The following is a 24,671-nucleotide window of genomic DNA, read 5'->3' as shown; positions in this document are numbered from 1 at the left end:
ATCATGTTATCGAGTTTTCACTGTAAATACGGTTGCTTTTAACAGTGTCATAACCTCAATAATTAAAGTGTATGCACTATAAATTCACTGTCGGGTTTGATCGTTTATCCGCGTGCATACCTTCAAATCAGCGTCTGTGTGAGAGGAAAATATGAGCAATATGAAACGCATCGCGGTAATCGGCGCCGGGCTGGGCGGGCTTGCCGCCGGCTCGCTGTTACAGAAAGCGGGATTTCATGTCACGGTCTACGAACAAAGCCCGGCTTTCTCCCGTCTGGGTGCCGGCATCCACATGGGGCCGAACGTGCTCAAGGTGTTTCGCCGCATGGGTATCGAACAGCAGCTGGAGGATCTGGCTTCGCATCCCGATTTCTGGTTCAGCCGCGACGGCGAGACCGGGGAGTATTTGTCACGCATTCCGCTGGGCGCTTATGCGCGCAAAGAGTACGGTGCGGCTTATGTCACGGTGCACCGGGGCGATTTGCAGGCCATGCAGATGACCAGTCTGCAGCCGGGCAGCGTCCAGTTCGGTAAGTGCCTGAGCAGCGTCGAAGACAGCGGCAGCGATGTGGTGCTGCGTTTTCAGGATGGCAGCGAAGCGCGCGCGGATATCGTGATTGGCGCGGATGGCATTAACTCAAAACTGCGTGAGCATCTGCTGGGGGTGGAAGCGCCCACTTACAGCGGCTGGGTGGCGCACCGTGCGCTAATCCGTGGCGAACAACTGCGCAAATACAACCTCAGCTTTGAAGATTGCGTGAAGTGGTGGTCTGAAGATCGTCATCTGATGGTCTATTACACCACCAAAGCGCGCGACGAATATTATTACGTCTCCGGTGTGCCGCACCCGGCGTGGGATATCAAAGGCAGCTTCGTTGACAGTAGTCAGCAGGAGATGCTGGAAACCTTTGGTCACTACCATCCGGTGGTACAGGCGCTGATCGAGTGCAGCGAATCGGTCACCAAATGGCCGCTGCTCAACCGCCAGCCGCTGCCGGTATGGAGCGAAGGGCGCATTGTGCTGCTGGGTGATGCCTGCCATCCCATGAAACCGCACATGGCGCAGGGCGCTGCGATGGCCATCGAAGATGCCGCCATGCTGTCGCGCTGCCTGACGGAAACCGGTCTTGATGATTATCGCACCGCATTCCGTCTGTATGAAGCCAACCGCAAAGAACGTGCGTCGCGCGTGCAGGCCGTCTCTAATGCCAATACTTTCCTGCGCACCCAGGAAGATCCGGCCTGGGTGTACGGCTACGACGTGTTTGCCGCGCCGCTGAAAAGCGAGGTGACCTCATGAGCCGTTTTATGCACGGCGGTCAGGTACAGGCCAACGGCATTCGCCAGCACTATCTGCGCTACGGCGGCAGCGGGCCCGCGCTGATCCTCGTACCGGGCATCACCAGCCCGGCAATCACCTGGGGTTTTGTGGCGGAAGTTTTTGCGCAGCATTTTGATACCTGGGTACTGGACGTGCGCGGTCGCGGGCTCTCCAGCAGTGGTGAAGGGCTGGATTACGGCATGGAGAGCTGCGCCGATGACATCAACGCCTTCGCGGATGCGCTGGGGCTGACGCGCTATCACCTGGTTGGCCATTCGATGGGCGCGCGCTTCATCATGCGTGCGGCGGTGAAACAGCCGGCCGGCGTGCTGTCGTTGTCGCTGATCGATCCGCCGGTTTCCGGACCGGGCCGGCGTCTCTATCCGGGTCAGTGGCCGTGGTATGAAGATTCCATTCGCGACGCGCAGCGCGGCATGGATGCTGAAGCCATGAAGCAATACTGCCCGGCCTGGAGCGATGACCAGCGTCAGCTGCGCGCCGAGTGGCTGCATACCTGCTATACGCCGGCCATCCGTCGCGCCTATGACGATTTTCACCAGCTCGATATCCATCAATATTTCCCTCAGCTGCCGGCAAAAACCCTGCTGATGGTGGCAGGCAAGGGCGGCGTCATTCAGGCGGAAGATGAAGCCGAAATCCGCGAGCTGCTGCCGACCATTGAGATCAGCCGGGTAGCCGGCGCTGGTCACATGATCCCGTGGGATGATTTTCACGGTTTCTTCAATGCCTTTGGCACCTTCCTTGGCCCCTCACTGACTCCGGAGACGCAGCCATGACGCGTTCGTATCGTATCGGCCAGATTGTGCCGAGTTCCAACATCACCATGGAAACCGAAATTCCCGCCATGCTGCAGGCGCGCCAGCTGATTCGCCCGGAGCGGTTTACCTTCCACTCCAGCCGTATGCGCATGAAGCATGTCAATAAAGATGAACTGGCGGCGATGGATAAAGAGTCCGACCGCTGTGCGCTGGAGCTGTCCGACGCGCGCGTTGACGTGCTCGGCTATGCCTGTCTGGTGGCGATCATGGCGATGGGCCCGGGCTATCATCGCCAGTCGCAGCAGCGCCTGACGCAGGTCACGCGCGACAACGAGGCGCTGGCACCGGTGATCACCAGTGCCGGCGCGCTGGTCGATGCGCTGCATATTATGGGCGCGAAGAAGATCGCGCTGGTAGCGCCCTACATGAAGCCGCTGACCGAGCTGGTGGTGGATTACATCCAGCGCGAAGGGATTGAGGTAAAGCAGTGGCGCGCGCTGGAAATTGCCGATAACCTCGCCGTCTCCCGCCACGACCCGGCCAATTTACCTGGCATCGTGGCGGACATGACGCTGACGGATGTTGATGTGGTGGTGCTGTCGGCCTGCGTGCAGATGCCATCGCTGCCGGCGGTGGCAAAAGTGGAGGCGCAGACCGGCAAGCCGGTAATTACGGCCGCCATTGCCACCACGTACGCTCTGCTGAAGGCGCTGGAGCTGGAGCCGGTGGTGCCGGGCGCGGGCGCACTGCTGTCCGGTGCGTGGTAAGGAGAAAGCATGAGCCAGAGTGTTAGTGATAACTACGCCGGTGTCTGGGGCAACCGCATCGGTTTTGGTCAGCGTCCGGCGCTGCTGATGATCGACTTTCTGCAGGGCTACACCACGCCGGGTGCCGCGCTGTTTGCCCCGGGCGTGGTGGAAGCGGTGGCCGCCGCACAGGGCCTGCTGGCGGCGGCGCGCCAGTGCGCGATTCCGGTGATCCATACGCAGATTCGCTACCACCCGCAGCATCAGCAGGACGGCGGGATCTGGGTGCAGAAAGCTCCGGTAATGCGTGACATGGTGGAAGGCAATCCGCTGGCTGAGTTTTGTCCGGCGGTGCAGCCGCTTGCCGCAGAAGTGGTGATCACCAAACAGTATGCCAGCGCGTTTTTTGGCACGTCTCTGGCATCGATGCTGGTGGCGCAGGGCATTGATACGCTGCTGATCGCCGGCTGCTCTACCAGCGGCTGCATCCGCGCCAGCGCAGTGGATGCGTTGCAATACGGTTTTCGCGCCATGGTGGTGCGCGAATGCGTGGGCGATCGCCATGATGCGCCGCATCAGGCCAATTTGTTTGATATCGACAGTAAATATGGCGACGTGGTAAGTAAAGCCGCGGCGCTGGAGTATCTCGGGAAGTTCAGCGCCCGTTAAGGGCGCGTTTCACCTGCACGGAGTGCGCACAAACAGTCCGTTTCGGCTGCGGCTGAGACGCATAACAACATCTCCCCGACGACGGGGTTATTGCGCCCGGAGAACACCATGACTGACGTTTCAACCCGTCCTGCTGCGCTGGCAGCCGAAGACACCGCTTCGATTTATCGCAAAATCACCTGGAAGCTGATTCCGTTTCTCTGCCTGTGTTATCTCGCGGCCTACCTTGATCGCATCAATATCGGCCTGGCCAAGCTACAGATGGCGAGCGATCTGGCGCTGAGCGAGACCGCGTTTGGTCTGGGTGCCGGGCTGTTTTTTGTCGGCTATATCCTGTTTGAAGTGCCGAGCAACCTGATCCTGCAGCGGGTCGGCGCAAAGATCTGGATCGCGCGCATTATGATTACCTGGGGCCTGCTCTCGACCGCCACGCTGCTGGTGCAAACGCCGACCCAGTTCTACATCATCCGCTTTTTCCTCGGCGCGGCCGAAGCCGGTTTTCTGCCTGGCGTGCTGTTCTATCTCACCAAATGGTTTCCCTCGTGGCGCCGCAGCCGCATCATTGCGCTGTTTATGATTGGCCTGCCGCTCTCCAGCCTGATTGGCGGACCGCTTTCCGGCTGGATCATGGGGCATTTTCATGAGGTTTACGGCATGCGCGGCTGGCAGTGGCTGTTTCTGCTGGAAGGCCTGCCCAGCGTGTTACTGGGTGTGCTGACGTTCTGGCTGCTGCCGAACAGCGTCGAGAGCGCCAGCTGGCTCAGCAGCAGTGAGAAGCAGGCGGTGCTACGCGAACTGGCGCGCGACGAAGGTGACGCCAAAGGGCTGAAACACAGCCTGCGCGATGGTCTGCTGAATATCCGCGTAGTGATGCTCGGCGGCATCGACTTCTCAATTCTGCTCAGCGCTTACGCCATGGGTTTCTGGATGCCGACCTTTATTAAGAATGCCGGTACCACCGATATCACCACCATTGGCTATCTGACGGCGATCCCCAGTCTGGCGGCGTTGATTGGTATGCTGGCGATTGGTGCCAGCTCAGACCGCCTGCGTGAACGCCGCTGGCACATCATTGTTCCGTTTATTATTGGCGCGGCAGCGATGGGGACCAGCACCTTCTTTGCTCATAACGTGGCGATGACCGTGCTGCTGTTCTCAATTGCGCAGGCGATGATTATCGGGGCGGTGCCGGTGTTTTTCAGTCTGCCCGCTACGTTCCTGAAAGGCACGGCAGCCGCGGCGGGTTTTGCGCTGGCCTGTTCGATCGCCAATATCGCCGGACTGGTGAGTAATTCCGTGATGGGCGTGGCGCTGGATCTCACCGGCAGCAGCAACGGCGCGCTGTGGTTCTTCGCCGTATGTCTGCTGCTCAGCTCGCTGTTGGTGGTCGCGCTGCCAGCGAAGCTGGTGAATCGGTAGAAGATACCTGCGCGTTAAAGCACTTGTTATTCCCTGGTGCGCATCAATGCGCACCCTACAAAACAGTGCGAATTCGTTGTAATTATCGCCGTAGGGTCGCCATTCATGGCGACCTGGTTACATAATCTGCATAACCAGGTGCGCATCAATGCGCACCCTACAAAACAGTGCGAATTCGTTGTAATTATCGCCGTAGGGTCGCCATTCATGGCGGCCTGGTTGCATAATCTGCATAACCAGGTGCGCACCCTACAAAACCGTGCGCATTTCGTTGCAATTATCGCCGTAGGGTCGCCATTCATGGCGACCGCCTCACAGCCGCAGAATGCAGCTCCACACCCCGCCAGACCGTCACGCCCACCCGCACCCAATCCTCCTCGCTTATCGGTTATCCATAAGGTAAAAATCTTGTGGGATAGCTCAAACTATCAGCTAAAGGTATTATAAAGGTATCTATTCTGGTGCTAGATTGGTTCTACCAACACCGGGGAGTCTATTTCGATGAAAACTACAATTCCAAAGCTGTCGTTCATGATGTTCTTAGAGTGGTTTATCTGGGGGGCATGGTTCGTGCCGCTGTGGGCGTTTCTCAGCAAAAACGGCTTTTCGCCAGTTGAGATCGCCTGGTGCTACGCCTGTACCTCCATCGCTGCCATCCTGTCACCGATTCTGGTCGGCTCGCTGGCTGACCGTTTCTTCCAGGCACAGAAAGTGTTATCGCTGCTGACCATCGCCGGCGCGATTCTGATGTTCTTTGCCGCACAGCAGACGCACTTCAGCAGCTTCTTTCCGCTGCTGCTGCTGTATGCGCTCACCTATATGCCGACCATTGCGCTGACCAACAGTATTGCGTTTTCTCACGTCGGTGACGTGGAGCGCGACTATCCGCGCATCCGCGTGATGGGCACTATCGGCTGGATCGCCTCCGGCATCGCCTGCGGTTTTCTGCCGCCGCTGCTCGGCTTTGGCGATATTTCCGCCAGCAATGTACCGTTGCTGATCACCGCGGCCAGTTCGCTGCTGCTTGGCCTGTTCGCCCTGACCCTGCCAGCCACCGAACCCAAAAGCACCGGCAAGTTCAGCCTGCGCGTGGCGCTCGGCCTCGACGCACTGCATCTGCTGAAAGATCGCAGCTTCCTCGTATTTTTCGTCTGTTCATTCCTGTTCAGTATGCCGCTGGCGTTCTACTACATCTTCGCTGAGGGATATCTGACCGAAGTCGGTCTGCCACACGCCACCGGCTGGATGACGCTCGGCCAGGTATCAGAAATCTTCTTCCTGCTGGCGCTGCCGTTCTTCATTAAACGCTTCGGCATCGGCAAAGTGCTGCTGCTCGGCCTGGTCACCGCCGCGCTGCGCTACGTGTTCTTTGTGTTCGGCGGCGATCAAAACCTGCTGACTTTCGGCCTGCTGTTTATGGGCATTCTGCTGCACGGCGTCAGCTACGACTTCTACTTCATCACCGCCTACATTTATGTGGATAAGAAAGCGCCGGTGGCGATGCGTAACGCTGCGCAGGGCCTGATCACCCTGGCCTGTCAGGGCATCGGCAGCCTGCTGGGTTACCGCCTCGGCGGCTATCTGATGCAGGAGATGTTTGCGTATGACCAGCCGCGCAACGGTCAGACCTTCAACTGGGCGGGAATGTGGATGTTTGGCAGCGTGATGATTGTCATCATCACTATTGCCTTTATCGTCCTGTTCCGCGACGGCAAAAAACGCAGTGATGAATTAACCGCTTTTGAAAACTCAGCAACCGCTGACAGCCATAAATAAGAGATGTAACCATGACGATGACACACCAGGAAAAACGGATTTTGGGCGCATTTTACGGCCAGGCATTGGGCGATGCGATGGGCATGCCATCGGAACTGTGGCCGCGCAGCCGCGTGAAACAGCACTTCGGCTGGATCGATCGCTTCCTGCCCGGCCCGGCAGAAAACAATGCCGCCTGCTACTTTGGCCGGGCGGCTTTCACTGACGACACCTCAATGGCGCTGGCGCTGGCCGATGCCATTATCAGCCACGACGGCGAAATTGATGCGGAAACCATCGGCGTCAATATTCTGCGCTGGGCGGAAGCGTTTGATGCCTTTAACAAAAATGTGCTCGGACCCACCTCCAAAATCGCGCTTAACGCGCTGAAAAACGGTACGCCGGTGGCGCAGCTGGAAAATAACGGCCTGACCAACGGCGCGGCGATGCGCGTCTCGCCGCTGGGCTGTCTGCTGCCGGCGCGTGACCTGCCGGCCTTTATTGATGCTGTCGCGCTGGCCTCCAGCCCGACGCACAAATCCGACGTGGCGATTGCCGGTGCCACCGCGATCGCCTGGGCAATCTCCCGCGCGATTGACGGCACCGACTGGGCAACGATTCGTAACGAACTGCCGGCGATTGCTCGTGCGGCACAGGAGCGGCGCGTCACCACTTTCAGTGCGGCAATGGCGGCCCGCATCGAACTGGCGTTGCAGGTGGTCGCGCAGGGTAGGGGCACCGAGTCGACGATGCAGCAGATCTACGATCTGGTCGGTACCGGCACCAGCACCATTGAATCGGTACCGGCGGCGATTGCCATGGTCGAACTGGCAGCCACCGATCCCAACCGCTGCGCCATTCTGTGCGCCAATCTCGGCGGCGATACGGACACCATCGGCGCGATGGCGGTTGCCATTTGCGGCGCGCTGCACGGTATCGACGCGATCGATGCGCAGCTAAAAGCGGAACTGGATGCTGCTAACGCGCTGGATTTCACTCACTACAGCCGCGCGTTTGTCCGTTTCCGCCAGCAGCGCGAGGCCGCCTATGCTGACGCCTGACGATCTGTCGCGACTGGCGGGCCGGTTGCCGGTGTGCGTGGTGGGGGCGGCGGTAGTGGATGTGATTGCCGATGCCTGGACGTTGCCGTATCGCGGCAGCGACATCGAACTGCATCAGCAGGGCGTGAACGTTGGCGGCTGTGCGCTTAACGTCGCCATTGCGCTGCATCGTCTCGGCATACCTTCTATCAACGCGCTGCCGCTGGGGAACGGTATCTGGGCCAGTATCGTGCGACAGAAGCTGGCGGAATACGGTGTGCAGAGCGTACTGGAAAATGCGCACGGTGATAATGGCTGGTGTCTGGCGCTGGTCGAGCCGGATGGCGAGCGCACCTTTCTTTCCGTTAGTGGCGTGGAAAACCAGTGGGACGCCGCGCTGTTGCGCGCATTGCCGCAGCCGGCGCAGCGCTGGATCTATCTCTCCGGTTATCAGCTCACCAGCAAAAGCGGCGAGGTGCTGATCGACTGGCTGGAGCAGCAGGCACCGCCGTATCAGCTGCTGGTGGATTTTGGCCCGCGGCTGGCGGACATCGGCGAGGCGCAGTTTGCGCGTATCATGGCGTTGCAGCCACTGATTACAGTGAACAGGCAGGAAGCGGAGCTGCTGTGGCATGAGCGTCTGCGCGAATCTGAACCTTTCGACGCCCATCAGTTGATGGCGCGCTGGCAGCAGCAGTTTGACGGCGCGATGGTGTTAAGGCTGGACAGCGAAGGTGCCGGATACATCGACGCTGAGGCGCAGGGCTGGGTGCCCGCACTGGCGACAACGGTGGTCGATACTATCGGCGCGGGCGACAGCCATGCTGGCGGATTACTGGCGGGATTAGCGTCCGGCTGGTCACTGGCGGAGAGCGTTGCGCTGGGCAACGCAGTGGCGTCGTTTGTGGTTTCCCGGCGCGGCGGCGACTGTGCGCCCGATCGTGCCACACTGCGCGCTTACTGGCAGCAACGCCTTACTCAGCAATAAACACGTACATATCGCTGCGGCAGTAGCTGATGCTGTACTCCAGCGGATTGCCCTGTGCGTCGAGAGCCAGCTGCTTAATTACCAGCACCGGCACATTGGCGGGCAGGGCAATTTGCTGCTGCAGGGCTTCGTCCGGCATACGCGCACTGACCCGGCTCTGGGATTTCACCGGCAGGATCTGCTGGCGATGAAAATAGTCATACAGCGAAATACCAATCTCATCGGCATCGGCGATGTAACGCGCCGGTACCCACGACTCTTCAACCGAGACCGCCTGACGGTCAACATAGCGAATACGTTTCAGCAGGTAGACATCGCTGCCCGTGCTCAGCCCCAGCTTTTCGGCGATCTCTGCGCTGCAGGCAATTTTGCTTTTGTTGATCCACACGGTGTCCGGCGTTTTACCGCGCAGCACCGCCTGCTGCGACAATCCTTTTGGTTCTTTGAGTGAATATTCAAACTGGCTGCAAATCTGCGTGCCGTAGCCGCGGGAACGGAACACGACGCCCTCTTTTTCCAGTTCGTCCATGGCTTTACGCACGGTGATGCGTGAGATGTTCAGCGACTGGCTGAACTCGCGCTCGCCCGGCAGGATCTCTTCGTGCACCAGCGTGCCATCGCGCACCGCATCTTTAATCGCACTGGCAAAGCGTTTATACAGCGGCGTGCGGCTCTCTATCGCCAGCGTGGTGGTCAACCGCGCCAACAGCGCATTGTGGTCAGTCATAGCGGGCAGGGCACTCACTCGGGTCAGCGGCAGGAACCGCTATAATACTGAATTTTAATGCGGCGCGCAGCCAGCGGCGTTTTGACCAGTCATCATGTTTCTTTATCCTGCTCATAATGAGGCACATCGTCGCGTTCTGTTAGCCACGGCACGCTGTGCGAGCACCAGATATAGGAAACCGGTGTCTGAGCGGGATCGTCGTCCAGCGTGGCCACACGCAGAATCACGTGGCTCTGATGAGGTCTTTCAGCCATCAGATGAGATCCGCAGATTGAACAGAAATAACGCAACTTATCCGGGGAAGAATTAAATGCCGTCAGAAATTCTTCTCCCTGGGTCCACTTGAAATCCTCACGCCGCACGCGCGCTGTGGAGGTATAAGCGGCGGCGTGCGCTTTCCTGCAGGTATGACAGCAGCAATGCGTAATGCTGCCCGCCAGGCGATCGCATTCGTAGCGCACACGTTTACAGAGACAACTTCCGTTCATTTTTTCTCCTGATTCCTCTGCCGGATTATTGCATCAGCTTCAGATGGAGGAGGGGAAACGGTTTCCCCTCACCATCAACGGAAGACCGTCCAGTCACCTGAAAGCCCAGATGCTGATAAAACCCGAGCGCAGCGGTATTTTGTTCGTTAACGTCCACTTTTTTCGCTGAAAGATAACGGATTGCGTAGTGGACTAACCGTGCACCGACCCCTTTTTTGTGATGAGCGGGCGAGACGAAAAGCATCTCGATATTCTCATCCTGCACGCCGATGAACCCGACAATGTCATGGTTTTCATCGCTCACTTTTCTTAAAACAACAGCATCAAAATAATTTTCCAGAATAAGCTGTCTGAGCCGCAGGATATCCTGTTCATTCAGGAAATGATGCGTTGCCCTGACGGCATCCTCCCAGACCTGAATCAGTAAGTGATACTCTTCCTTGCTTACTTCGCTAATTGTCACAACGCCTCCTTAACATGCCTACGCGATGGCTTAACGCAATGCCTGCGCTAATCGCTGGCCAGCCGCGCATAAAGATACTCATCGCCCCACATCCCTTTGAAAAAAATATTCTGCCGGAAGTGCGCTTCACGGCGAAAATTCAGCTTTTCCAGCAGGTTTATGGCGCGAATATTACGTGTGTCTACTACGGCTGTAAGCCGGTGTTTTGCAAACTGCGTGAAAAGCAGGGTAACGATGGCACTCATTGCTTCAAGCGCAAAACCCTGTTTCTGATATCCGGCATCAAATGTCATGCCGAGTTCAGCTTGTCTTCCTTCATCAAAAAAATGAATTCCGATGTCCCCTATCAGCCGGTCGTCTTCCTGGTGTGCTACGGCAAGCTGAAACCAGGTGTTATCGCTGTTGAACGGCAGCGCATCCTGCTGCGCATATAATTTCTCAGCGTCCTGCCGGGTAAATTCTTCCCAGCTCTGATAACGAGCAACGTCTGGCAGATTGCGATAGCGCGACAGATACGGCAAATCAGCCACTGTCAGCTTGCGCAACACCAGGCGTTGAGTATAAATCGGCAACGTGAGTGCCATATGTTCTCCGCTGCCTGCGTGCAGGCGAGTTAAAGTAAACCGGGAGCGGTGCGTATCGCTTCAAGCCCGACGCGCTGCCCGAAAGACAGCTCCAGCGTATTGCCATCAGGATCGGCAAAAAATACGTAATATCCCACCGGTTCGCCAGCCTCTTCAGGGGCTTTGCGTAACACGCCTTCGGCGACGGCCATCGCTGTTTTACGATCGATCTCTTCGCGTGACGCACACGCAATGCCTAAGTGTCCAAATTTACCCAGTGGCGTGTCTGACACGTCATCCGCCTGCACCAGAACCAGCGCGAAAGGGCGGGTATGATCGCTCAGCCATGCCACCTTGCGGGCAGCCGGGACGTCAGGTTCACGGGTGTGTATCACCTTCATTCCTGCATAGCGGCGGTAGAAATCCATGCTCTTCTCCAGATCCCTTACCATAAACGCAACGTGGGTAAATCCAACATCGATATCCTTCATCTGCATCCTGTCTCCATTTAATGCCTCCCCGACACGACAAAAACTCAAGCCTGGTTAAGGTTAATTGCCATAAAGGGCCTGGTCGCTGCTCATTTTTCCGTGTGGAGGCGTGGTGCGTGAAACGGTACTCTCTCTTAAAATTTCAATGTAACTCAACAGTTTTGGAATAAAAGCGACACGGCATCGCGTGCTATATGCCTATTAATAACGTTGACGGAGCGGAAATAAAAACGATTTAATTTCCGCCTGTTTTTTAGGAAAACTAAACGATGCGAAACAGCCTGCCTTCTCTTAACGCCCTGAAGGCGTTCGAATCCGTTGCCCGGCACCTCAGCATGACCCTTGCAGGCCAGGAGTTGCACGTCACGCCCGGCGCGATCAGCCTGCACATCAGGGAACTGGAACGGCAACTGGGCCTGCCCCTGTTTCAGCGAAATGGACGCAAGCTGGCGCTGACGGCATCCGGTCAGGGCTATTACTACTCGATTGCTTCGGCTTTCAGCCTGATACGTGAAGCCACTGAAACGCTGGTGCAGGAGACACAAAAAAATACCATCACGCTGGCCTGCACCACCGGATTTGCGACCCACTGGTTACTGCCGCGGCTGGCTGATTTTGAACGTGCCTGTCCGGATATCGACCTGCGTATCAGCGCCACTTCCCGCATCCAGTCTTTCGCCACGGATGGTATCGACCTGGCCGTACGGCATGGCAACGGTTTTTGTGAGGGTTGCGTGAGTGAGAAGTTGATCGACGACGACTACCTTGCAGTCTGCATTCCTGCTGTGGCGCAGCAGCTGGGAGAACCGCCGGCACTTGCCGCACTCGGTCGCGTCACGTTACTGCATGATATGCACCGGGAAGACTGGCAACGCTGGCTCGCTGAAGCCGGTGTCGGGCATATTGATTCCGGTAAAGGGCCCTTGTATAGCGATGGCAGCGGGGCGTGGCTGGCGATGCTTGCTGGCATGGGCGTAGCGCTGATGCGCAGGCGATTTGTTCAGGCAAACCTGGCATCCGGTGAAGTGGTGGCACCGTTTCCAAATACGCTGAATACCGGACACGCGTACTGGCTTATTACGCCCCACGAAGCGCTGCTGCGTTCTGCCGTGGTAAAAGTAAGAGCCTGGCTCATGCAGCAGTCCACAGAATAGAACAGCGTCCGGCATTTCTTCATATCAACAAGACATAGTAAATTTCTGAGCAAGCCGATATAACAGGTTCAGGACATTTCACCTGCAGAGGATATCATGGCGCTTTCACACGAATTAATGCTGATTTACACCACTTATTTTGTGGCAACGGCCAGCCCTGGTCCGAGTAATATGGCGATTATGGGAACGGCGATGAATAAAGGGCGCGGTGCCGCCTTAGCGCTTGCGGGCGGGGTAATTGGCGGCTCAATGCTGTGGGCGCTGCTGGCGGCCTGCGGGGTATTAACCGTGCTGGCGACGTTTGCCCAATTGCTGCTGGTATTGAAAATCGGCGGCGGGTTATATCTGTTGTGGCTGTCATACAAAGCCGGTAAATCTGCGTTAACCCGCACCGCTGCCGATAAAACCGTTATCAGCGATCACCGCGTTGCATATGGCGCGTTATTTCGGCAGGGAATTTTGATGCACGTCGGTAATCCTAAAGCCATTTTAACCTGGGTCGCAATCATGTCCGTCGCGCTCAAACCGGACGCCGCAGTCTCGACCTTACCGCTGATTATTCCCGGCTGTGCGGCGATTTGCGTCGCGGTATTTTGCGGCTATGCGCTGATATTTTCCACCGCAGCAATGAACGCGTTTTACCGTCGTATCCGCCGGGGATTAGATGCGCTATTAGCCTGCTGTTTTGCCATTGCCGGACTGAAACTGGTGTTGAGTCGTCAATAAAGCAAATTTTTAACCTCAGGTTCGCCCTCCATAGCAATAGGCCGCTCAGTTAAGTAAACCACCATGAGCAGCCTGATTGTCGCGGCGCGACGCATCGCGCCCTGCTTCAGGCCGTCACTCCGGTGTGATATCCGCGCCTAGAGTCTTGATCTCAAATGTGTTTAGATACCTCAACGTCAAAGCCTGTGAATCGTTGCCATGAATCTAAAGGAAACTATCGTCCGTGAGTTCAGTGAATTATCGCCAGAACTACAGCGGGCTGCCGAATTCTCACTGCAGAATGCCAATCAACTGGTGGTGCAATCCATGCGCACCTTTGCGCAGCAGGCCGGGGTGAAACCGGCAACGCTGCTGCGCCTGGCGAAACGGCTGGGCTATAACGGCTGGAGTGAACTCAAAGACGCATTTATTGATGACATCGGCCTGCGCAATGATACCTATGTCTCGAAAGCGGAAAAGCTTGTGGCCGCCGGCACGCAGCCGCAGCTGTATGATGCGATGTTTCAGGCCCACCAGACCAACCTGGCCTTTACGCAGAACGAAAACCGCCAGGCAATGGAGCAGGCAGTGACCTTACTCGATGCGGCTGACAATGTTTACATCTGCGGTTTCCGCGCCAGCTTTCCGATCGCCTGGTCATTATTTTATGTGTATCGGCTGTTCAATCGTCAGGTATCACTGGTGGATGGTCTGGCGAGCAATATCGAAGTTTTCACACGTGAACTGACCGCCGCCGATTGTCTGTTGCTTACCAGCTTTGCCCCTTATTCACGCGAATCACTTGATGTACTGCGCGCAGCGCAGCAGGCGGGCGCAAAGATCATCGCCATCACCGATTCACCGGTCTCGCCGCTGGCGCAGGCCGCTGATTGCTCGCTCCGGTTTTCACTGGATAGCCCATCGTTCTTCCCGTCAGTCGTCTCTGGCATGGGCCTGGCAGAGTGCCTGCTGGCGATGCTGGTGGCCCGTCATGGACGTGATGCGGTCAGTAAAATTAAAAACGCCGAACGCTATTTAATCGATTCTGGCGCTTACGTGCATGCCGGCAAATCCTGACAGATGATTCATTTGTATCTGTCATAAGAATATTGAATGCGATTGAATCATTATTGCGTTGACGTGATTCAAATGGATCCTGCAAGATACGTTTCAACAACGAAGCGTATTCAGGAGCAGGACCAGCATGAGCCGTATCATTCACCGCAGTCTGCGCAGCGTGCCCGCCATGGCCACGCGCGCACACGGGGCCTACATTTTTGATGCACAGGGAAAGCAGTATCTTGATGCCTGCGGTGGTGCCGCCGTTTCCTGCCTGGGCCACGCCCATCCTGACGTCCTCGCAGCCATGCATCGTCAAATCGATCAACTGGCTTATGCGCATACCAGTTTCTTCACCAGCGATACCGTTGAACAGCTCGCCGAACAGTTAACGCGCACCGCACCGGGCGATCTTAACTATGCCTATTTTGTGTCGGGCGGTTCTGAGGCGATGGAAACCGCGCTGAAACTGGCCCGGCAATACTTTGTTGAGATCGGACAGCCCGCGCGTACCCGTTTCATCGCCCGCAAACAGAGCTACCACGGCAATACGCTGGGCGCGCTGGCGGTGGGTGGCAACGAATGGCGCCGGCGTCAGTTCGCACCCTTGTTAATCGACGTGATTCGCGTTTCAGCCTGCAATGAGTATCGCGATCGCCGTGCCGATGAAACCCAGCAGCAGTATACCCAGCGGCTGTTGAGCGAGCTGGAGCAGGCGATTATCGATGCGGGCCCGGAAACGATTATTGGCTTCTGCGCGGAGACGGTGGTCGGTGCGACCAGCGGTGCCACGCCGCCGACGCCGGGCTATCTGCAGGGTGTACGTCGCCTGTGCGACAAGTACGGCATTTTGTTTATCGCCGATGAGGTGATGTGCGGAATGGGGCGTACCGGAACACTGCACGCGTTCGAACAGGATGGCGTGGTACCTGATTTGGTTACCATCGCCAAAGGACTGGGTGGCGGTTATCAACCCATCGGCGCGGTGCTGGCCAGTGAGAAGATCGTATCTGCGCTGCAGGCCGGCAGCGGTCTGTTCCAGCATGGACACACTTATATCTGTCACGCGACAGCCGCGGCGGCGGCGTTAGCAGTACAGCAGGTAATTGAGCGCGACCATCTGCTGGAGGCGGTTCAGCAGCAGGGCGCTTATCTGCACAAGGCGCTTCGCGACGTGCTGGGGGAGTTACCGCACGTCGGTGATACACGCGGCCGCGGCCTGTTTGCCGGTGTGGAGCTGGTGCGTGATAAAGCCACAAAAACCCCGTTCGATCCGGCGGTGAAACTTCACGCAGCTATCAAGGCCAACTGTATGGCGCGCGGTTTGCTGGTCTATCCGATGGGCGGCACGCTGGACGGGCAATATGGCGACCATATTTTAATCGCCCCACCGTTTATCGTCACCCCGCAACAACTGGATTTTGTCGTGGATACGCTGAACACCGTGATACGTGAAGAGGCCGGCAAATTATGATTAACCGATTACCGCCGCTGGCGGAGCAGGACTGGGATGAGCAGCAACGTCCGCTCGCGGAAGAGATTATCAACGGGCCGCGCGGTGCGCTGCTGCCACCGTTTGAGCCGCTGCTGCGCAGCCCCGAGTTAATGGCACATGCACAGCGTATGGGGGAATATCTGCGCTATCGCAGTGCGCTGGGCCAGCGGTTATCGGAACTGGCGATTTTAATGACGGCAAGGCACTGGTCACAGCCGGTAGAGTGGGCAATCCATGCGCCGATAGCGCGCGAAAAGGGGATTTCTGCTGCAGCGGTGCAGGCCATCAATGAAAAACGTCAGCCCGCGGATTTGCAGCCTGATGAGTGGGTGATTTATCAGTTTTGCCAGCAGTTACATCAGCAACAGAAAATCAGTGATGCCACCTGGCAGCAAGCCATCGAATTATGGGGCGAGAAGGGCGTGGTGGATTTGATAGGCATTAACGGCTATTACAGTTTTCTCTCGATGATCATGAACGGCGCGCAGACGCCGGTACCCTTTACGCAGGATCACTTGCTTCCTGCATAAGTTGTCGCATTACTCCGGGCGTACCTGATACGCCCATTATATTAACCACCTTCTTTGACCATGTCCGCCGGGTTATTTCGCTGGATGACAATCATTGCACGCTACATTACTGACGCTGAGGGTTATTATGTCTGCATTTCTAAATAAATTAAAGATTACACTGGCATTGGTGGCCTGTTCCGCCAGTTTTATCGCTGCGGCGCAGGATAAATTAACTGTCGGGGTTGATACGGCTTTTGTTCCTTTTGAATTTAAGCAAGGTGATAAATACGTCGGCTTTGACATTGATTTATGGGATGCCATCGCGAAGAAAATGCATGTCAGCTATGAATTACACCCAATGGACTTTGGTGGCCTGATTCCGGGGCTGCAATCACGGAATCTGGATGTCGCGATGGCAGGCATTACCATTACCGATGCGCGTAAGCAGGTGGTGGATTTCAGCAATGGTTATTATGACGCCGACTTATTAATGGCTGTCAAAAGCAATGATAACAGCATTAATAAATTCAGCGATTTAACCGGCAAGAAAGTGGGCCTGAAACAGGGCACGGCCGCAGCCAGCTTTATGAAAAGTAAATACAAGGCAAATTATGTTGAGTTTCCTAATATCGACAACGCCTATCTGGATTTGCAGGCCGGCAACCTTGATGCGGTGGTCCATGACTCGCCCAATGTGCTGTACTACGTGAAAACGGCGGGCGATGGCAAAGTCAAAGCCAGCGGTGAAAACGACACGATTCTGCCGCAGCAGTATGGCTTTGCCATGCAGAAAAACAGCAGCCTGACGCCTAAGATCAACGCCGCGCTGCAGGCCCTGCGCGCGGATGGGACTTACAGCAAAATCTACGTGAAATGGTTTGCCAAGCAGCCGAAATAATTCTGCCAGGCCGGATCCCTCCGGCCTTGTTTAGCGTTTACAGGTTAAATTATGAATTTTGACAGTAAATATATTTGGGAATCTCTGCCGCTACTGCTGCAGGGTCTGCAGCTGACCTTGATTATTTCGCTGTCAGGTCTGCTGGGCGGTTTTATTATTGGCTTACTGGCAGGAACCTGCCGTGCTCTGGGCGGGAAAATCGCCAAAACGCTGTCACTTATTTTTGTCGAGCTTATTCGCGGTACGCCCATCATGGTGCAGGTAATGTTTATCTATTTTGCACTGCCGATGGTGTTGCCGATAAGAATTGATCCCGTCACCGCCGCGATCGTAACAATTGTGATTAACTCCGGTGCCTACATTGCTGAAATTACTCGGGGCGCGATCCTCTCAATTAATAAAGGCTTTAAAGAAGCGAGTCTGGCGATGGGCTTATCGCAGCGCAGTACGCTGTGGTATGTCATCATGCCTTTAGCGTTACGCCGCATGATTCCGGCTTTAGGTAACCAGTGGATTATCAGTATTAAAGATACCTCACTGTTTATTGTGATTGGCGTGGCAGAACTGACGCGTCAGGGGCAGGAGATCATTGCGGGTAATTTCCGTGCGCTGGAAGTGTGGACGGCGGTGGCCATGATTTATCTGCTGGTGACGTTATGCCTGAGCTTTTTACTGAAGCAGCTGGAAAAAAGGATCCATATTTTATGAGCATGGTTGAATTTAACGCAGTGTCGAAAAATTTCGGTGCCACGCAGGTCCTGCACAATATCAATTTAAAAATTGAGTCCGGCGAGGTGGTGGTGATTATCGGCCCTTCAGGTTCAGGAAAATCAACGCTGCTACGCTGCATCAACAAACTGGAAGAGATCTCATCCGGGACGCTGCTGGTCGCCGGAATGCATATCACCGATCCGCATGCGAATGAATGTGATATCCGCCGCGAAGCCGGCATGGTGTTTCAGCAGTTCCACCTGTTCCCGCATCTGACTGCGCTGGAAAACGTGATGTTCGGCCCGATTCGCGTGCGTCATCAAACGAAAGCCGCGGCGCGCGAGCAGGCGCTGGCGCTGCTTGAGCGCGTCGGCTTGCGCGATCGCGCCAGCCACTATCCGTCTGAACTTTCAGGGGGTCAGCAGCAGCGCGTGGCGATTGCCCGGGCACTGGCCGTCAGGCCGAAAATGATGCTGTTCGATGAGCCGACCTCCGCGCTGGATCCGGAGTTGCGTCATGAAGTGCTGAAAGTGATGCGCTCACTGGCTGAAGAGGGCATGACCATGGTGATTGTGACGCATGAGATTGGCTTTGCCCGCGATGTGGCTTCGCGGCTGATCTTTATTGATGGCGGTACCATTGCCGAAGATGGGCCACCTGATATGCTGCTGACTGCCAGCCGTAATCCGCGTCTGAAAGAATTTCTGCAACATGTATCCTGAAATGAAGTGAAATAACGCTATGAAAAAACTCGACTTCCGTGGTTCGGCTTTTGTTATTGGTCAGCAACTCGGTGACTTTGGCCGTGATGCCTGGCATAACAAACTCAGGCATACCCGTCTCTGGCAAACGGTCACCGCCATGAAAGATGCGCAGCAAGCCCGCAGTATGCGCGCGCGGGTCCAGCGCCAGTTTCCGCTGATCTGGCAGGAGCTGGAAGGGCTGGCTGAAGGATTACAGGCACCGATTGACGAGGTGTTTGCGTGGAACTGCCGGGGCGATCTGGTGCGTTCAACTTCGGATGGTTGCACCACGGTGGCGGGGAAAAGTGCCAGCGGGGAGTTGATCATTGCGCACAACGAAGATGGTTTTCCCCAGCTGCGCGATGACTGTGCGCTGGTCACCGTGACCCCGGACGAGGGCCTCGCGTTCACCAGCTTCGCCTATCCGGCATCACTTTGCGGTCACACTTTTGCCGTTAATGAGAAGGGCATCGTTAACACCGTTAATAACATTCGCGCACAGCATCGTCCGGATGGCATGCCGCGCCAGATCATCGCCCGCGCGTCGCTGAATGCGACCACGCTGAATGAAGCGATCGCCATACTTAGCGCCACGCCGCGCGCCGGTGCGTTTCACCATACGCTGGGGCAGCAGGGCGATAGCCGCCTGATCAGTATTGAAGCGACAGGCTCAGGCTGTTCAGTGATCCCACTGACTGCGCCTTTCGGGCACGCTAACCATCTTATTCACCCGCAGCTTGCCGCCGTCGAACAGGTGGTTACCGCCAGTTCCGGCTCGCGCCAGCAGCGTCTGGAGACATGGCTGACGACGCAAACGGCGGTAGAGGGCGCGGCGGCTAAGGCGGTTTTATCGGATCAACAGGATGCAGCGTTGCCGATTTACCGCCTGTCGCCGCGGGATCCGGATGAGGAAAATACCCTCGCCACGGCTATTTTTACCCTGAGTGATGACGCGGTGACGTGGCAGATCTTCACGCGCGACCGCCAACGCGCCGCTTTGCAATCTGCTGGTCGTCAATGAGGTATTCTTTTTAATCTCCACAGTTCATCTCTGAAGCCGGACAGTGATTGCTGGCAGCGCGCTAACCCGCGCTGCCAGCAATACTGACAATGTTACTCGTGGATACGCGCTTCTTCGGACATCAGACATCCGTCGCTGAAGCTCCAGTCATCGACGGTGTTAAACTGAATAATCACCATCACATCCTGCGGATCGATATCCAGCGATTGCGAGAGTTGCTGACACAATCTGCGACACAGCTTGTGCTTCTGTTCGCGGCTGCGCGGCTTGCCCGCAGTAATCATGAACTGAACAAAATCCTCTGAACGCCCGCGGCTTTTATAGTGGCGATCAAACACCCTTAGCCGCGCCGGCAGTTCTTCAAATACCTGAAAGCGGTCGCCGGGTGGAACGGCAAATTCGTCCTCCAGACTCTGTTGCAGGATGTCGGAAATCTGCGTTAATTGCGCGTCGCTGTAACCCTGACGCAGTATGATGCGGGTAAAAGGCATGAGGGTTACGCCTCTTCCAGACAGCTTAGCGCTGACACCGCCGCCGGCCAGCCGGCATAAAAGGCCAGATGGGTGAACACTTCGACGATCTCTTCTCGTGCCAGGCCATTTTGTTGCGCGAATTCGATATGCCACGGTAGCTGTTGCACTCGCCCCAGCGCCGTCAGTGCGGCCAGCGTAATCAGGCTGCGTTCGCGCGGCGTAAGCGCGTCACGTTGCCAGATGTCATCGAAAAGAACCTGCTGACTGAGTTCGGCCAGCTTTGGCGCGATGCGCGCCAGCGTTTTACTATCAAGTGTTTTTGCCATGATGTTTCTCCGTATTGACTCAGCCGCGATTGTGGCGAAACATAACCATCCTGAAAATCAAATAAAACACCGTCATTCATCCCATAAATCAGGACGATTATGCAAAAGTTAGCTCAGACGCTGGATCTGGATGCGCTACGCAGTTTTGTCACCGGCATGGAGTGTGGCAGTTTTGCGCAGGCCGCCGTGCGGCTCTGTCGATCCACTTCGGCGGTCAGCGCCCAGCTGAAAAAGCTGGAGCAACAATGTGGCAGCAAGCTGGTGGTGAAAAGCGGGCGTCATCTGGCGTTAACCCGTGAGGGGGAAGTGATGATGGGTTATGCCCGTCGTCTGCTGGCATTGAACGACGAAGCACTGTGCACCTTCAGCGGTGTAGGGCTGCAGGGGGAAGTGCGCCTTGGCATGCAGGAAGATTTTGGCGACACCCTGATGCCCGGTATTCTGGGCGAATTTACACGTCACCATCCCGGGCTGCAGATCATCGCCCGCGTGGCGCGTAATCAGGAGCTGCTTGCAGCGCTGGACAGCGATGCTCTTGATATGGCGCTGCTGTGGCAGGCACAACCGCTGCAGCGTAAAGGCGTGTTGATCGGCCAGTTCCCGCTGGAGTGGATCGCCCACCCCGACTGCGACGTCAGCGCGATGATAAGCCAGGGCGAACCGCTGCCGCTGGTGATGTTTGATAATCCATGCCTGATGCGCTCGCGCGCCATCGACAGTCTGGACCGGGCGGGCATTGCATGGCGAATCGTGTTTGTCAGCCTTAGCCTGAGCGGCATCTGGGCGGCGGTGCGGGCCGGTCTGGGGATCACCGTGCGCACGCGGGTCGGCATGCCCGCTAACCTGGTGAGCGCTGGCAATGTTTTGCCGCCGCTGGGCGCGCTGGGCGTTACGCTGGAACAAAAAAGTGGCAGCCAGACTGAGCCGAATGCGCAAAACCTGCTGGCCAGACTGATGGAAAATGCGCTGCGCAACATAGAGCCGTTACCGGGTCTGCGGCCCGCCTGAATTGCTGCGCTAATCCCTGCGACAGTTACTTCGCAATCAGCAGCGCATCGGCGATATCCAGCATGGCGCGCAGGCGGTCCATGTGCCGCAGATCCTGATGATAGCCTACCCAGATATCGCGCGAAGGCGGCGGCTGTGGGGTTGGAATCCGCTGCAGTCCGGCGGTGGCATCGCCCAGCGGCTGGGGTAACACCGCCACGCCCATGCCGCGCCGGCACATCTGCGCCTGCACCGCCCGGCTGGTGCTGGTAAAAGCCCGCCGTGACTGTGGAAATTGATCGAGCAGCCAGACGACGTCCGGAAAATGCGCTTGCGCGGTATTCATCAGGATCAGCCCCACTGATGCGGGATCGTGTTGCAATGCGCGGGCATTTTCAGGCGTGCCGTATAACGCATAGGGCATGCTCATCAGGCGCCGCTGGACGATATCCGGCTCGGTAAAAGGCACAATGCGAAAAGCCACGTCGGCGTCGCGCCGCGACAGATTGAGCAAACGGTAGCTGGCGATGATTTCCGGCACGATAGCGGGATGGCGCTGTGTCAGCTCGCTCAGTACCGGCGCCAGCACGGCGGTGGCAAACCACTCGGCACAGGAGATGCGTAAAATGCCTTCCAGCCGCGGGTGATTGCCCGCCAGTCGTCTCTCCATCGCCAGCGCAGCATTTTCCATACTTTCTGCCAGGCCCAGCACGGCGTCACCGGCATCGGTTAACACCAGGCCATCCGGCGTGCGGCGAAACAGCGCCTGATGGGCCTGCGCTTCCAGCACCTTAATGCGACGACCCACGGTCGGATGGCTGACGCCGAGCCGGCGCGCGGCCTCGCCATAGGATCCGCTGCGCATCACCGCCAGAAAGATCCGTACATCGCTCCATTCCATTGCGCTTGCTCCCGTTCAAAAATGAACGTCGAATATACAAAAATGGCAGTTCTCAAACAACTTTGTAGCTATCACCATAACGGCACCATCCAGACTGAACTGATTGAGGATTGCAGAACATGAAAAAGCTTCAGGACAAAGTCGCCCTCGTAACCGGCGCATCTAAAGGCATTGGTGCGGCGATTGCCCGCCAGCTGGCCGCCGACGGCGCAAAGATCGTCGTCAACTATGCCGCCGATAAAAACGGGGCGGATAAGGTGGTCGCCGCTATTGAGGCTGCCGGTGGCACGGCGGTGGCGCTGGCAGCGGATGTCACCGATCAGCCGCAGGTTGAGGCACTCATTCAATCTACCCTCGCGCAGTTTGGCCGGCTGGATATTGTGGTGAACAATGCCGGTGTGTATCAGTTTGCGAAGATTGAAGAGAGCAGCGAAGCGCTGTATCGCAAGCAGTTTGACATCAATGTGCTCGGGCCGCTGCTGGTGACAGGCGCCGCCGTGCCACATCTGGGCAAGGGCAGCAGCATTATCAATATCAGCTCATTCGTGACGCGGGTATTTCTGGCGGAGAGCGCTATTTACAGCGGCAGCAAAGGCGCGATTGATGCCATTACCGGCGTGCTGGCGCGCGAACTCGGCCCGCGCGGCATCCGCGTCAACGCGGTCAATCCTGGGTTAATCGAAACCGAAGGCACGCACAGCACCGGCGCGATGGGATCGGAGTTTCAGCGCTGGAACGAAAGCCAGACACCGCTTGGCCGTATTGGCCAGGTGCAGGATATTGCGCCGATTGTGGCTTATCTCGCTTCCGACGATGCCGGATGGGTGACGGGCGAGGTGATGGTGGCGTCAGGCGGCATGCGTTAACGGGAGAAAAGGATGCATCAGATGATGGTGGTATGTGTCGGCGATGAAACCCATCGCTTTGACCGCGACTATTATACCCACACGCACCTGCCGCTGGCGCTGGCGTGCTGGCAGGATTATGGGCTCATTTCGGCGGAAGCGTTCTATCCCGCTTCAGACCGCAGCGGCTGGCTCTCCATCGGTGTTTACACGTTTGCCTGTCAGCAGGATGTCAACCGGGCGCTGGAGTCCGAACAAACCAAAAGAGTCATGGCAGATGTGGTGCATTTTACCGACGCCACCACGGTGATTCGCAGCCATTTCATTCCTTTCTGAACGGCAGCAACGCCGCCGCGCAGTTATGCCCTCCGGTCACCGGTTTAATAGTCTGCTTAATGAACGCATTGTGCGTTAAGCAGGCATCCCGGCAGCAAAAACGGGACGCGCTGGTGCCAAATCAGGACAAACCAATCCCTGAATCTGGTACGTGGCGCTGCCTTTTGCTATTTCATGTGTGAGCTATCACCGCAGCAGCACACAGGACGCAAACATGAATTTTTACAGCAGCAGAGAATTTACGGGTTCCAAAGCCTGGGAGTCTCAGCATATTGCCAGCTTCGATAACACCAGCGTTAAACTGCACTGGACCGATCAACCCTATAAATGGCATATCAATGATGGACAAGAGGTGTTTGCCGTTATGGATGGTTGCGTTGACATGTTCTACAAACAAGCGGGCGAAGTGAGAACCCAACGATTAACCGCCGGTGATATTTTTTATGCCAGCGAAGGCACTGAACACGTCGCACATCCGCAGGGCGTAGCCCGGGTGCTGGTGATTGAACAAGCGGGATCGGTTTGATGCGACGCCTCAACCCCGGTTATTTCACGATCGACGAAGCCTGATCAGCGCGATTACCGGCTATGACGCGCCGGCGATGACAGTCGGCGGGATCGAGTCGTTCTCCCCGGGCAGAATACACGGCCAGTTCAGGTAACGGTTCACCGTTAGCGTTATCCAGCAAAACCGAGTGTGTCTCGCCTTTTTCAAACAGATAACGCTCTCCCCACTGGCGCATCGCCACGACGATTGGGAAGACGTCTCGTCCCCGTTCGGTCAGCAAATATTCCTTGTAGGCGCTGCCATCTGACGCCGGACAACTCTCAAGCACGCCGACTTCGACCAGCAGTTTCAGCCGTGACGCCAGGATATTTTTTGCCAGCCCAAGGTTTTTCTGGAAATCACTGAAGCGGCGCACATCATCAAACGCTTCACGGATGATCATCAGACACCAGCGTTCGCCAATCACCTCCACGGTCCGGGCGACCGGGCATTCGCTGGTTCTGAGCGATTCCTGTTTGGCCATCTTCTCTCTCACTCTGCTGATTTAC

At 56.7% G+C, this 24,671-nt stretch carries 30 protein-coding genes; 21 read left to right on the top strand and 9 right to left on the bottom strand.

Annotated elements, in window-relative coordinates; translation table 11 throughout:
• Positions 1 to 151: 151 nt before the first annotated feature.
• From E7738_RS20695 to E7738_RS20660, 8 genes are all read left to right on the top strand, one after another.
• Positions 152 to 1,300 (top strand): FAD-dependent monooxygenase, encoded by a 1,149-nt coding sequence (locus E7738_RS20695; protein ID WP_058758938.1) that lies wholly within the window; start codon positions 152 to 154, stop codon positions 1,298 to 1,300.
• Positions 1,297 to 2,118 (top strand): alpha/beta fold hydrolase, encoded by an 822-nt coding sequence (locus tag E7738_RS20690; RefSeq protein ID WP_021508810.1) that lies wholly within the window; start codon positions 1,297 to 1,299, stop codon positions 2,116 to 2,118. The genes E7738_RS20695 and E7738_RS20690 overlap by 4 nt, the downstream gene beginning before the upstream one ends.
• Positions 2,115 to 2,867, top strand: a complete 753-nt coding sequence (locus E7738_RS20685; RefSeq protein ID WP_338671246.1) for a maleate cis-trans isomerase family protein — start codon at positions 2,115 to 2,117, stop codon at positions 2,865 to 2,867. Before E7738_RS20690 ends, E7738_RS20685 begins: the two co-directional genes overlap by 4 nt.
• A 9-nt stretch (positions 2,868 to 2,876) precedes the next feature.
• A complete protein-coding gene (locus tag E7738_RS20680; protein ID WP_215481112.1) occupies positions 2,877 to 3,515 on the top strand; it encodes an isochorismatase family protein in 639 nt (212 codons plus the stop codon).
• Positions 3,516 to 3,623: 108 nt separating this feature from the next.
• Positions 3,624 to 4,934, top strand: a complete 1,311-nt coding sequence (locus E7738_RS20675) for an MFS transporter (RefSeq protein WP_021508813.1) — start codon at positions 3,624 to 3,626, stop codon at positions 4,932 to 4,934.
• A 501-nt stretch (positions 4,935 to 5,435) separates the two neighbouring features.
• Positions 5,436 to 6,710, top strand: coding sequence for a nucleoside permease (locus tag E7738_RS20670; protein WP_031279949.1), 1,275 nt, complete (start codon positions 5,436 to 5,438; stop codon positions 6,708 to 6,710).
• Between the two features lie 17 nt (positions 6,711 to 6,727).
• A complete protein-coding gene (locus E7738_RS20665; protein ID WP_262258621.1) occupies positions 6,728 to 7,750 on the top strand; it encodes an ADP-ribosylglycohydrolase family protein in 1,023 nt (340 codons plus the stop codon).
• Complete coding sequence (locus E7738_RS20660) at positions 7,737 to 8,717, top strand: PfkB family carbohydrate kinase (protein ID WP_262258374.1); 981 nt, start codon at positions 7,737 to 7,739, stop codon at positions 8,715 to 8,717. Before E7738_RS20665 ends, E7738_RS20660 begins: the two co-directional genes overlap by 14 nt.
• On the opposite strand, the gene E7738_RS20655 is transcribed toward E7738_RS20660, so the two are convergent.
• The 5 genes from E7738_RS20655 to E7738_RS20635 form a co-directional block, all read right to left on the bottom strand.
• Positions 8,704 to 9,444, bottom strand: coding sequence for a GntR family transcriptional regulator (locus E7738_RS20655; protein ID WP_222952230.1), 741 nt, complete (start codon positions 9,442 to 9,444; stop codon positions 8,704 to 8,706). The two genes, E7738_RS20660 and E7738_RS20655, sit on opposite strands and share 14 nt — an antisense overlap.
• 92 nt (positions 9,445 to 9,536) lie before the next feature.
• Entirely contained in the window at positions 9,537 to 9,932 is a 396-nt protein-coding gene (locus tag E7738_RS20650; protein ID WP_262258372.1) for a GFA family protein, read from the bottom strand.
• A gap of 25 nt (positions 9,933 to 9,957) precedes the next feature.
• Entirely contained in the window at positions 9,958 to 10,395 is a 438-nt protein-coding gene (locus E7738_RS20645; protein WP_262258371.1) for an acetyltransferase, read from the bottom strand.
• A gap of 47 nt (positions 10,396 to 10,442) precedes the next feature.
• Positions 10,443 to 10,979 carry a GNAT family N-acetyltransferase gene (locus E7738_RS20640; RefSeq protein ID WP_262258370.1) on the bottom strand — a complete coding sequence of 179 codons (537 nt, stop codon included), beginning with the start codon at positions 10,977 to 10,979 and terminating at the stop codon, positions 10,443 to 10,445.
• A gap of 29 nt (positions 10,980 to 11,008) precedes the next feature.
• Entirely contained in the window at positions 11,009 to 11,449 is a 441-nt protein-coding gene (locus tag E7738_RS20635; protein ID WP_031279954.1) for a VOC family protein, read from the bottom strand.
• A gap of 269 nt (positions 11,450 to 11,718) precedes the next feature.
• Here E7738_RS20635 and gcvA point away from each other — a divergent pair, with 269 nt between their 5' ends.
• From gcvA to E7738_RS20590, 9 genes are all read left to right on the top strand, one after another.
• Positions 11,719 to 12,603, top strand: coding sequence for a transcriptional regulator GcvA (gene gcvA, locus E7738_RS20630; protein WP_058770406.1), 885 nt, complete (start codon positions 11,719 to 11,721; stop codon positions 12,601 to 12,603).
• Positions 12,604 to 12,699: 96 nt separating this feature from the next.
• On the top strand, positions 12,700 to 13,329 hold the full coding sequence (locus E7738_RS20625) for a LysE family translocator (RefSeq protein ID WP_394516364.1): 630 nt from the start codon (positions 12,700 to 12,702) through the stop codon (positions 13,327 to 13,329).
• 198 nt (positions 13,330 to 13,527) lie between these two features.
• Positions 13,528 to 14,385 carry a MurR/RpiR family transcriptional regulator gene (locus E7738_RS20620; RefSeq protein WP_262258368.1) on the top strand — a complete coding sequence of 286 codons (858 nt, stop codon included), beginning with the start codon at positions 13,528 to 13,530 and terminating at the stop codon, positions 14,383 to 14,385.
• 127 nt (positions 14,386 to 14,512) lie between these two features.
• A complete protein-coding gene (locus tag E7738_RS20615) occupies positions 14,513 to 15,841 on the top strand; it encodes an aspartate aminotransferase family protein (RefSeq protein ID WP_394516363.1) in 1,329 nt (442 codons plus the stop codon).
• Positions 15,838 to 16,392, top strand: a complete 555-nt coding sequence (locus tag E7738_RS20610; RefSeq protein WP_176428143.1) for a carboxymuconolactone decarboxylase family protein — start codon at positions 15,838 to 15,840, stop codon at positions 16,390 to 16,392. The genes E7738_RS20615 and E7738_RS20610 overlap by 4 nt, the downstream gene beginning before the upstream one ends.
• Positions 16,393 to 16,519: 127 nt before the next feature.
• Complete coding sequence (glnH, locus tag E7738_RS20605) at positions 16,520 to 17,272, top strand: glutamine ABC transporter substrate-binding protein GlnH (protein ID WP_127835038.1); 753 nt, start codon at positions 16,520 to 16,522, stop codon at positions 17,270 to 17,272.
• Between the two features lie 51 nt (positions 17,273 to 17,323).
• Complete coding sequence (gene glnP, locus E7738_RS20600) at positions 17,324 to 17,980, top strand: glutamine ABC transporter permease GlnP (RefSeq protein ID WP_021508828.1); 657 nt, start codon at positions 17,324 to 17,326, stop codon at positions 17,978 to 17,980.
• A 2-nt stretch (positions 17,981 to 17,982) separates the two neighbouring features.
• Positions 17,983 to 18,705: a glutamine ABC transporter ATP-binding protein GlnQ gene (gene glnQ, locus E7738_RS20595; RefSeq protein WP_058759243.1), complete on the top strand. Its 723-nt coding sequence runs from the start codon at positions 17,983 to 17,985 to the stop codon at positions 18,703 to 18,705.
• 19 nt (positions 18,706 to 18,724) lie between these two features.
• The gene (locus E7738_RS20590) at positions 18,725 to 19,747 is read left to right on the top strand and encodes a C45 family autoproteolytic acyltransferase/hydolase (protein WP_394516362.1); all 1,023 of its coding nucleotides are present in this window, start codon (positions 18,725 to 18,727) and stop codon (positions 19,745 to 19,747) included.
• A 92-nt stretch (positions 19,748 to 19,839) separates the two neighbouring features.
• Here the strand turns inward: E7738_RS20590 and E7738_RS20585 are convergent, their stop codons facing one another.
• Together E7738_RS20585 and E7738_RS20580 are read right to left on the bottom strand one after the other, a co-directional pair.
• Entirely contained in the window at positions 19,840 to 20,238 is a 399-nt protein-coding gene (locus E7738_RS20585) for a tautomerase family protein (RefSeq protein ID WP_241798134.1), read from the bottom strand.
• 5 nt (positions 20,239 to 20,243) lie between these two features.
• Entirely contained in the window at positions 20,244 to 20,546 is a 303-nt protein-coding gene (locus E7738_RS20580) for a carboxymuconolactone decarboxylase family protein (protein WP_021508832.1), read from the bottom strand.
• 87 nt (positions 20,547 to 20,633) lie between these two features.
• Between E7738_RS20580 and E7738_RS20575 the strand changes: the two genes are divergently transcribed.
• Positions 20,634 to 21,554, top strand: a complete 921-nt coding sequence (locus E7738_RS20575; RefSeq protein ID WP_394516563.1) for a LysR substrate-binding domain-containing protein — start codon at positions 20,634 to 20,636, stop codon at positions 21,552 to 21,554.
• Between the two features lie 25 nt (positions 21,555 to 21,579).
• Here E7738_RS20575 and E7738_RS20570 read toward each other — a convergent pair whose 3' ends face one another.
• A complete protein-coding gene (locus E7738_RS20570; RefSeq protein ID WP_058758955.1) occupies positions 21,580 to 22,434 on the bottom strand; it encodes a LysR family transcriptional regulator in 855 nt (284 codons plus the stop codon).
• A 119-nt stretch (positions 22,435 to 22,553) separates the two neighbouring features.
• Between E7738_RS20570 and E7738_RS20565 the strand changes: the two genes are divergently transcribed.
• From E7738_RS20565 to E7738_RS20555, 3 genes are all read left to right on the top strand, one after another.
• Positions 22,554 to 23,300 carry an SDR family NAD(P)-dependent oxidoreductase gene (locus tag E7738_RS20565; RefSeq protein WP_058781016.1) on the top strand — a complete coding sequence of 249 codons (747 nt, stop codon included), beginning with the start codon at positions 22,554 to 22,556 and terminating at the stop codon, positions 23,298 to 23,300.
• A 21-nt stretch (positions 23,301 to 23,321) separates the two neighbouring features.
• Complete coding sequence (locus E7738_RS20560; RefSeq protein WP_166710828.1) at positions 23,322 to 23,615, top strand: EthD family reductase; 294 nt, start codon at positions 23,322 to 23,324, stop codon at positions 23,613 to 23,615.
• A gap of 214 nt (positions 23,616 to 23,829) precedes the next feature.
• On the top strand, positions 23,830 to 24,141 hold the full coding sequence (locus E7738_RS20555) for a cupin domain-containing protein (protein WP_058781017.1): 312 nt from the start codon (positions 23,830 to 23,832) through the stop codon (positions 24,139 to 24,141).
• A 19-nt stretch (positions 24,142 to 24,160) separates the two neighbouring features.
• Here E7738_RS20555 and E7738_RS20550 read toward each other — a convergent pair whose 3' ends face one another.
• Positions 24,161 to 24,646 carry a winged helix-turn-helix transcriptional regulator gene (locus E7738_RS20550; protein ID WP_211727185.1) on the bottom strand — a complete coding sequence of 162 codons (486 nt, stop codon included), beginning with the start codon at positions 24,644 to 24,646 and terminating at the stop codon, positions 24,161 to 24,163.
• Between the last annotated feature and the right edge of the window lie 25 nt (positions 24,647 to 24,671).

The sequence above is a fragment of the Pantoea sp. SGAir0430 genome, from assembly GCF_043549295.1.
The sequence above is the reverse complement of the archived record's forward strand: the minus strand, read 5'-3'. Positions and strand labels throughout refer to the sequence as shown.